Source organism: Nocardia noduli (genome assembly GCF_019038455.1).
Classification (GTDB): domain Bacteria; phylum Actinomycetota; class Actinomycetes; order Mycobacteriales; family Mycobacteriaceae; genus Nocardia; species Nocardia noduli.
Genome location: NZ_JAFMPL010000168.1, coordinates 1 through 10031, shown reverse-complemented (window position 1 = coordinate 10031; position 10031 = coordinate 1). Strand labels below are relative to the sequence as shown.

Annotated in this window: 4 protein-coding genes; all 4 read left to right on the top strand. The window is 66.3% G+C overall.

Annotation, left to right across the window (positions count from 1 at the left end; genetic code table 11):
• Window positions 1-1942: 1942 nt before the first annotated feature.
• Genes JZ792_RS39525 through JZ792_RS39510 form a run of 4 tightly spaced genes read left to right on the top strand, consistent with a single transcriptional unit; the run spans window position 1943 to window position 8602 of the window.
• Window positions 1943-3241: a type I-G CRISPR-associated protein Cas7 gene (locus JZ792_RS39525; protein ID WP_308165632.1), complete on the top strand. Its 1299-nt coding sequence runs from the start codon at window positions 1943-1945 to the stop codon at window positions 3239-3241.
• A complete protein-coding gene (locus tag JZ792_RS39520) occupies window positions 3238-4476 on the top strand; it encodes a hypothetical protein (RefSeq protein ID WP_216918010.1) in 1239 nt (412 codons plus the stop codon). The genes JZ792_RS39525 and JZ792_RS39520 overlap by 4 nt, the downstream gene beginning before the upstream one ends.
• The gene (cas3g, locus tag JZ792_RS39515; protein ID WP_216918009.1) at window positions 4473-7934 is read left to right on the top strand and encodes a type I-G CRISPR-associated helicase/endonuclease Cas3g; all 3462 of its coding nucleotides are present in this window, start codon (window positions 4473-4475) and stop codon (window positions 7932-7934) included. Before JZ792_RS39520 ends, cas3g begins: the two co-directional genes overlap by 4 nt.
• Window positions 7931-8602 carry a type I-E CRISPR-associated protein Cas6/Cse3/CasE gene (locus tag JZ792_RS39510; RefSeq protein WP_216918008.1) on the top strand — a complete coding sequence of 224 codons (672 nt, stop codon included), beginning with the start codon at window positions 7931-7933 and terminating at the stop codon, window positions 8600-8602. Before cas3g ends, JZ792_RS39510 begins: the two co-directional genes overlap by 4 nt.
• The last annotated feature ends 1429 nt before the right edge of the window (window positions 8603-10031 follow it).

Here is a 10031-nt window from a genome sequence, read left to right as displayed (position 1 = left end):
AGGACCGCGACCTCGGCCGCGTCCCCACCGCCGGCACAACTGAAGACTGAAACCATCAACCCGACCGACCAAAAGGGGGTCAGAATTCCGGTGCCGAGAAGTGTCCAGGATTGGCGTTCCGTTGACAAACTGCCCATTCTGCCGATATCCATGCAGGTCAAGAAGTGTCCCTCCCGCGCACGCGGGGGTCGTCCCCAAGTTCGGTCTGTCGGGAATCTCTTCGAATTGTCCCTCCCGCGCACGCGGGGGTCGTCCCCTGCGCGAGCTGCGCGACACCTGGATCCCGGCGTCCCTCCCGCGCACGCGGGGGTCGTCCCACCCGAACCAGTCAAAGCCGGGACCTGCGCTAGTCCCTCCCGCGCACGCGGGGGTCGTCCCGGCCCCATCACCTGGTAGGCGGATTGGGCGCCGTCCCTCCCGCGCACGGCGGGGGTCGTCCCTACGCGCTCCGATGCGCCTGCTGGGGCAGGCAGTCCCTCCCCGCGCACGGCGGGGGTCGTCCCATGTACACGGGCCGCTGGTGGGTCATTGTGGGGCCCCTCCCGCGCACGCGGGGGTCGTCCCAAGGGCTTCGTCGCCTACGCGCCAATGAGCGTGTCTCTACCGCGCAGGCGGGGGTCATCCGGACGCTGACGATGCGTTCAACAAAATGGTCGGGTTCTTCCGCGCATGCGGGGGTCACCCACCACCGCGTATCGACCATTGCTTTCGGTACCGTCCCTCCCGCGCGAGCGGGGTCGTCCCGCGCGCTACACCGCCCCCGCCATTGCGACGCAATCCGTCCCGCGCACGCAGGGGTTGTCCGATTGCGATGGTCGGCATCGACGACGATGTTTCGGTGTTGTGTCGGTAGGCGGTTGTACTGTGCCGACGTATCTGTCGGATTGCCGGTGCCGCGCATCCATATTCGCCGACTGGCGCATTGCGTTGACTTCTGTGGACGGAAAGCGCACGAAACGACCCGTCACCAACACAACGAAACTAAATGAAAACTGCCCATTCTACGGACATCCATGCAGGTCAAGAAAGTCCCTCCCGCGCACGCGGGGGCCATCCGTCGGGCCCGTTGGCGCCGATCGCCTTGCCGTTGTCCCTCCCGCGCACAGCGGGGGTCGTCCGATCTCTTCTCCGTCCGAGGCCGTGCGAACCTGGTCCCTCCCGCGCACGCGGGAGTCATCCCGCGGGCATCGAGATCGTCATGAAGAATGCCCCGTCCCTCCCGCGCACGCGGGGGTCGTCCCGGCAAGAACGGCGGGCTTGAGGTCGTCGAACTGTCTCTCCTGCGTACGCGGGAGTCGTCCCAACGCGACCTGGGCGAGCATCACCGGGGCATAGTCTCTCCCGTGTACGCGGGGGTCGCCCCGTGTGAAAGGGCAAGTCATGACCACTACCGCGGTCCCTCCCGCGTACGCGGGGGCCTTCCCCACAACAGCTACAAAGTGGACGTTCACGAGGCGTCCCTCCCGCGCACGCGCGGGGGTCGTCCCATCGACACCGCGAGGATGGCGATCCAGGCCGGGTCCCTCCCGCGCACGCGAGGGTGGTCCTATCGTCGCGGCATGGTTGAGGCAGATGCCTTGTCTCCCCTCGTCCGTGGCGGTCGCCCCTTCTGGCGCCGGGCGCACAAGGCCCACACCGCGTCTTTCCCGCGCACGCGGGCGTCATCCCCTGGACAAGAAGGCCGGAAACGAAACTCGCGACGTCCTCCTGCGCACGCGGGGGTCGCCCCGAAGTCACCGGAACCGGCTAAACCGTGGGCGGTGCCCCTCCCGCGTATGCGGGAGTCGTCCCGATATCGATGGCTATGTCGACCGGGCCCTCCGGGCGCGCGTCGTATATCGGCGATTGTCGGCATTCAGCACCGTATTGGGTGTTGTGTCGGTGGGCGGTTGTACTGTGCGGCGCATTGTTTCGGCTCGACGAAATCAAAGGGATGGGATGAATGACTGATCCGCGCGCGTTGGTAGAGATGATCCGGGTCGCTGTGGGGGATTCGTCTGTTGCGGCTGTGGCGATCGAGCATGACCTAGAACCCATCGATGGTGTGGGTGCTGCGGTCGCTCCGCCGACGTATCCGTCGGATTCTGGTGCCGCGCATCCATATTCGAAGACCGGCACGTTGCCGTTGGCTTCTGAGGGTGGGTGGCTCACCGGCGTGGTGACCGGGGAGGGTGGGCGTGCGGTGTCGGCACCGTTGGTGATCCTCGATGACGTGCAGGCGCAGTCCGCGCGGGCGAGTCAGACGTTGTGGGAGCATCGCGTCGAGTTGGGTGGGCTGCCCGGGTTCGTGCTGGGTAACGATGACGAGAGTCGTCGCGCCACAGGCGCGAACACTGTCGAGGCGCTGATCGATGACGTGTCGTTGTCGTCGTGGACGGCGTCGCATCGCCACGCCGATTCATGGATCCAGACGGCCGCGGTGAAGCCCGGGGGTGAACCGGTGTGGAAGTCGAACGATAACGGATTGGCCGAGTTGCTGACCGGGATCAACAGCACCGTCGATGCCACCTCGGCGTTCACTTACGCGCCGAATTCGCTGTTGTACGGGTACTGGCTTTCCAGTGGTGTGGCGCGGATGCACCGCCAAGCACGCGCCTACCGCACCCGCGTCATCGGCTACGGTGCCGAACCGGTGCACAGCGGTGCGACCAAGGTCGATCCATTGCCGATCTCCAAAACCTCCGTCGTGGATCGGGCCGCGTTCGGGGTTGGTGCCGCCAAATCGAATGGCAAGCGAGGTAAGGACGAACGGACCGACAAGCCCTCCAACCTCGGGTTCGGCCCGAATCCCGGAAGCATCGGCGTCCACGGCTACGGGTGTGAGCGCATCGCTGCCCGCGGCGCGATCTCGCTGTCGCTGCTGCGCGGGATCAAGTACGGCGGCGACCCTGCGAAGCAGTCCGCGGCCGCGACCGCGTTGACGGTGCTGGGGTTGGCGGGGGACGCTTTGTTGCGGCGTCGGACGTTCCTGCGTTCCGGGTGTGACCTGGTGTCTGTGGCCAGCCGCTACGGGTTGCGTCGACACGGCCGCACTGTGCCGGAGGTGTTGCCGATCGATATCGCCGCCGATGCCTCGTGGTGGGGGCAAGCGCTCGGTGCCGCGCTCGAGGATTGTCGGTCGGCGGGGTTGGAATTCGCTGAGCCTGTGCGGCTGTATCTGTCTGCGCCGCAACGCAAACTCCTGGTCGAGGGAGCGACGGCGTTGAGCACGGGAGCGCCGGTGGAGGACGGTTCTCAGTGATCCGGATTCGTCTGTTCAACCCGGGCTTGTTGTGGACAGCGGCACACAAGAATCCTCGTGGGGTCGAGGTGCAGTGGCCGCCGTCGCCGTGGACTGTGCTGTCCTCGCTGGTGGCCGGTGCGCATACGTTGGCGGATCCGGGCCCGGCTCGCGACGCGATTCAACGCTTGGCGGCGGCTCCTGATCCGGATATGTGGCTTCCGGAAGTGCATCGGCATCGGGTCCGGGAGGTGTTCGTCGGCAAGACAGGCCCGCAGGGCGCGGAGAAGCATTGGGAGTTGTTGGATGGTTCCCGTGCTGTGGCCGGATTGACCGATCATCGGACCAAACACAAATGGTTGACCACGAGCGCTGAATGGGCTGATCCCTGCGCTTTTCTGGATTTTCCGGTCGTGTTGGACGCCGATCAGATTTCGGCTCTCGCCACGGCCGCGTTGGCGACGCCGTATGTGGGGCGGGCCACCGATTGCCTCATGGTCGGCGTACTCACCCGCGACGGTGAGGGTTGGGTGGACCACACCAGCGCCGACGGCCGCGCGGATCCCGACCTCACCGAGCCGGGTGCCGCGCATGAATGGTGGCAGCCTACGGATCGGCCCGGCCCGGTCCGTGCTGCCACACCTGATCTGTTGCAGGTGCTCGACCTGTGTCACGACCGCCGCCACCGCTACGGGCTGCCGGGATTGCCGGACCATGTCAAGGGTCGTGCGGTGACCTATGTGCGGCGCGATCCGGCCGGTGCGGTTGAGGTGGCGCGGGTCGTGCTTCTGTTGGTGAAGGGCCGTACCCAGCGGGAGGTGATGTCGGCGCTGGCGGGTTCGCCTCTGTTGCTGGGTGGGGAGAAGCCGTGGGCGGTGTCGTTCGAGGGCCGCGAAGACGCCACCGCGGCGGCCGGGTCGGCGCCCGAGTTGTTTCGTGACGGGCAGCCGCATACCCGCCATGTCGATCGCTACTACGGTGCCCCTGCGTGTTCCTGGAGTTCGGTGGTGCCGTTGGTGGCTCATCCCGACCGTCGTATCGCCGAGCACGAAATCACAGCGGGCCTGGCTGATCTCGGCGCGAACGGCAGCGTGTCGGTGTTCCGGCCGGGCGGTCCGTGCCCTGAACTGCCGCATCTGACGTTGTGGCGCGCGCGGCTACACCTGGACGAGCCGCATCCCGGACCGCTGCGGTTCGGGCACGGGCAGCAGTACGGGTACGGACGGTTCTGCAAGGACGAGGACGGGCAGCGATGAAAGGATTCCCGACGTTCGCGCAGTTCCACGAAGGCTTGTACGGCGTCGAACCGTTTCCGTGGCAGCAAGCACTGGCCGATCGGGTGGCCACCGAAGGGTGGCCGGACACGATCGATATCCCCACCGGACTCGGTAAGACCCGCACCATCGTCATCGCGGTATGGCACCTGGCCGCCCAGATCGCGCACGGCGGGACACGGACCGCGCCGCTGCGGGTCCTGCACGTCGTGGACCGCACCACCATCGTCGACCAGACCCACCAGGACCTCCAGATCCTGCACGACGCGCTCCACCACGGCAGCGACGACTCCGTCGCGGCGGTGGCGGCGGTGTTGGGTGAGAGGTTCGGTACACCGTTGGTGATCGCCAAGATCCACGGCGGCGCGGCCGACGACGGGGAATGGATCGCGGTGGACAAGCCCACCGTCGTCACCATGACCGCGCATCAAGCCGTGTCACGCGCCTTGTTCCGTGGCTTCGGTGTCTCGCCCGCCATGGCACCGGTCCACGCCGCACTCCTCGGGGTAGATTCGCTGATCCTGCTCGACGAACCACATCTTTCGGTGGCTGCGCTCTCGACCCTGCGTGCAATGAAGGACCACCAGCGGCCCCACCAGCTGGGGGTGCCGACCGGCATGGCCGTGCAGATCGGTGCCACCGTTCCACCGATCGAGGGCGGCACGGTGCATCGCATCACCGACGCCGACCGATCACACTCTATGGCCGCCACAAGGCTCGCTGCACCGAAGACCCTGGCCCTGCACGCGTGTGGTGGGACGGACAAGGCCACCATCGACGCCCTCGTCCGGGCGGCCCGCACCGGACTGGCCGATGTCGAGGGGCCGGTCGCGGTGGTCGTGAACACCGTCGACGCGGCCCGCCGGGTCCACGCCACGCTCACCGGCGGGCGTAATCCCGCTGTGGAGGGGCAGGATTCGTTGCTGGTGACCTCTCGGATCCGTAAACACGAACGAGCGCGCCACGACGGACGGCTCACCGGCGCGGTCATGCCGCGGCTGTTGGTGGCCACGCAGACGGTCGAGGCGGGTATCGACTTCTCCGTGCAGGTACTGATCACCGAGATCTGCGACTGGCAAGCATTGACCCAGCGGCTCGGACGTCTGAGTCGGCGCGGCGAATTCGACACGGCCACAGCGCATGTGGTGGTGCCCGACACTGTCCGGCCCGGCACCAAAGCGGTCTACGGGGACGAACCCGCCACCGCGCTCGCCGCGCTGCTGGCCGGCCTCGGCGACGGGGCTGATCTGTCTCCCCGCTCGCTCGCCGATATCGCGACCGAGCAGGGGCCCGCTGTTCGGGAAGCGACGCGGCCCGCGCCGCCGGTGCCGACACTCATTCGTGAACTACTGCCCACGATCGCGCATTCGCGCCCGGTTCCGGCGGCCGATCTCGCGGTGCAGCGCTACATCACCGGTATCCCCGACAGCGAACGGGTCACCGACGTGACGGTGTTGTGGCGCCACAGCCTCGCCCCGGAACTCGCCCGCCGGATGCCACCACTGCCCGAGGAGACCGTCACCGTGCCGTTGGCTGCGGTGAACGCGCTCATCGCCGACCGGATCCCTCGCGGGAAATCCCGAGAGCCGGTGATCGCCGACGACGGAGAATCCGCCCTCGACACCACCGCCTCCACCTGGTTCGTCCGCCGACCCCAGCCACCGCCGGTGCTGGTGTTCGACGGCCAGACGTGGGTCGGGGCGTACTCGCCTCGCGACATCGCTCCCGGGGTCACGGTCCTGTTGCCCGCCGGTATGGGCGGCCACGACGAGACCGGGTTCCATCCCAGCTCCACCACCCCTGTGTCGGATCTGTCGGCGATATTGCGATGGCAATCGGGGCGGTGGTGGCACGCCGACCGCGACAGTCTGCCCACCCTCGGAATCGATCTACGCGGAATCGACCTGGACCTACTGGCCGGGCTCGGCGACCGGGACCCCGACGAGATCGATGAACTCCTGCCCCAACTCCTGCCCGAGCACCGACTGGGGCCGGTGCAGTACGGGCAGCTCACCGACACCGGAGTGTGGCTACGCGCACCGGTGGAACAGCGCGACGAGCACCTCGTCCCCCTGGACGAGCATGCCGCCCAAGTCGCCACCGAAACCGACACCGCCGCAACACGAGTCGGGCTGGCGTCCGAGACCACCGAACTGCTGGTCAAAGCCGCCTACCACCATGACGACGGCAAACTCGACGCGGCGTTCCAAGCCGCGCTGGGTGCTGTACTCGGTGGTCCACCGTTGGCGAAACTGGCCCCCGGAGCCACCTTCCGGAAAAATCTGATCCCGGCGGGCTGGCGGCACGAGTCCGCTTCCCTGGCCCGCAACCCTGAGGAAGCGCATCCGCTGGTCCGGCATGTGATCGCCGCTCACCACGGCTGGGCACGGCCCCTGCTGCCCGCCGCCGATGGCCACGATCAGGCACTCCCGACCGCTGATACTTTTGCCCGACTCAACCACCGGTACGGCGTCTGGGGTCTGGCGTGGTTGGAGACCGTGATGCGGCTGGCCGATCACCGCGCCAGCCGCGACCCCGAAAACGGTCACGTACCACCCGAACACGTCCACACACCCGCCGCGCGCCGTGCCGAGATCGTCAACGATCGTGTGCCCGTCGAACTGAGCGGGATACCGGTCGAATCCCTGCTGGACTGGTGGGCCACCGCCGGAGCTTTGGCCGCTGCCACCGACCTCGACCCGCACGCGGCCATCACGTACACCCGCGGCCTCACCGGTCCTGTCGCGACAATCCACACCACAACCACCCTCGATGACATCGCCACCCAGATCGCCACGATCGCAGGCGAACTCGGTGACCATCACCGCAGGGTGGCGGTCAAGAACGAAAAACCCGCCGCGGACTGGGTGCGAAACACCGTCGCCGAACTCGACGCCACCGGCCCGGCCCGGCGAATCCTGGCCGCACTGCTCAACGACACCGCCACCCCCGATCCGACGGGCAAAACTCCGCTGCGCACGGTGTGGATCCACAACAACTCGACATTCCTCGGAGCCGTCGTCACCAAGACCCGGCACACCAGCGAGCAGATCGCCGACATCCTCGCCCGCCAGACACCGCAGCAGTACGACGGCGGCCACCACTTCGGCATGACCCCGCAATCGGGCACCACGATGATCATCTCGGGCCTGTCCGAGAAGAACATCCGCTCACCGCTGCACTCGTTGCTGTTCGCCGCGACCGCGCGACTGCCCTCCACCGGAGGGCCACGACCACCCGGACAATCACGCACCGGACGAATGCACCTACCCCTACCCCAGCGGCCGACGAGCTGGAACGAACTCGTCGCTTTGCTACAGACACTCAGCATCGACCAACGACCCTGGCGCCACGCCGGTGTGCAACAGCTCCCCTACCAGCGTATTTCGCTCGACCACGCGAAAAGCCACGCCTGGCAGCCCGCCGAGGAGACACCATGACCAGCACCGACTACCTGATCCGCACCACCCCCCACATCGCCGAGGAAATGGACGCCGACCGCGAAACCGGACACCGCATGACCATGTCCCTGTTCCCCCACACCGCCGACCCCGCGGCCAGGGCGAGCTGGAACGTGCTCTGGACCGTCCTGCCCGGCTCCACCGTCCTGATCCGCACCACCTACACAGAGACGCTGCGGCTGCCCGACTGGGTCAAACAATTCGACCACCGCCCCACGACCGAACGCGCTACCGGTGACCGCGTCGAGTTCACCGTCGAACTCGCCGCCCTGCGCACCCCACGCGTCCACGTCGACCCCGCCATACACGCCCTACTCAAAGCCGGAGCCGACGGCACACCACGCCCGCCCGGGCAAGGGAAAGCTTACCGAGCCAACAAAATCCCCGTGCCCCGCGACGAACTCCACGACTGGGTGGCCACCAAACTCACCCGACATGGCCTGCACCCCGAACACATCGACATCCACTGGTACCGCACCATCCGGCTACCAGCCCACCGCGACTCCCTGCCCATCACCCGAATCCACACCACCGCAACCATCACCGACGCCACCACCTACAACCACACCAAACAACACGCCCACAACATCGGCAAAGGAAAATCCTACGGAACGGGACTCATAACCGAACACAACGAAACCGAATGAAAAACGACCCGACCGCCGACATCCACGCAGGTCAAGAAGTGTCCCTCCCGCGCACGCGGGGGTCGTCCCGGTCCGAGCGCGGCCGGGATCTGCGGCGGGATGTCCCTCCCGCGCACGCGGGGGTCGTACCTGTCCTCGTGCCGGGTCGAACCGCACAGTTCCGTTCCTCCCGCGCACGCGGGGGTCGTCCCCCGTCGGACCACTATGTGAGTACGGTGAGCGGGTCCTTCCCGCGTACGCGGGGGTCGTCCCCTTCGGATGGGTGTGGTCTGAGTACCAACCTGGTCTTTCCCGCGCATGCGGGGGTTATCCCAGGGAGCCTTGTCTTTCGGCACCGTCGGCCGGGTCTTTCCCGCGTACGCAGAAGTCGGCGACGGGCGCGGTGTCCGGGCTGACTGGTTGGCGCCCCTTCGCTCGCTTGGGATCCGCCAGGATGAGTCCAGGGATCGAGTTAACCCACAGCGGTTGTTGTGCGCTGGCACGGCGCAATCGGGCGTGGTCGCTATTGGCGTGACGGCCTGCGATAGCCGCAGCGCTCGATGATCTTCGGCGAACCTTCGTATGGGGGTTGTACAAACAACCTGGCGCTGAACTATGCTCGCCTCGTCTGAATTTGAGGTGTCGAACCACGAAGACCAACCCTGTCGGTCGCGGCGTGATCCCTCCCGATTTCCAGCTGGGATCGAGAGGGGCCCTGATCCCGGCTGCCCCAGGCGGAAGTCGGCCACTCCGCGAACGGAGTGGCCGCAGAGCGGGAGGATATTCGTGGAGGACTCCCACGATTCGGACAGCCGGACCCCTTGGTGGATTCGCTGGAAGAACGCAGTCGTCGATGCTGGTCAGGTCGGTTCGTTCGCACTGACTGTCGTCGGATGCTTGATACCTTCCGAGCAAGCATTCGCAATATTGCGAATTCAGTGAATGACCAGATTATCCCAGCTCAAACCTTCTATAACGCGTTCCAGTAACAGATAGGTGCCGAAAGATGACCGGGTGGTCTGCTGTAAACAAGGCTCAACTGCGAACCGCATTGTGCATTTGCCTGACTCTCAGCTAGATTCGGTCGGGCACCACCCCGTCCGGGCTCCGGAAGGTGTCGAAACATCCCGACTGTGCATGCAGTATCGAGGTGCGCTCAAGCAGTGGCGAAACCTCGGACTCTTGCGGCATAGTCAGCTGCTCGCTTCGTTTGGCCACTGACAACTGAACGAAAGTTTGGACATGCGAAAGCCCTTGCGTAACGGGCACTCCGGCTGCAAAACGCGCGCCCTGCTATGCGTCATGACTACTGTGTCGGCACTCTGGCCTGTCCCCGGTGATTGAGTCCACTTGGTTTTAGAGTCCTGTTTGGCCTGGTGAGGGCTGAGAAGGGACACTGAGGGATATGGCAGGTCGGAAGCGGCATTCCGCGGAGGAGATCGTGCGGAAG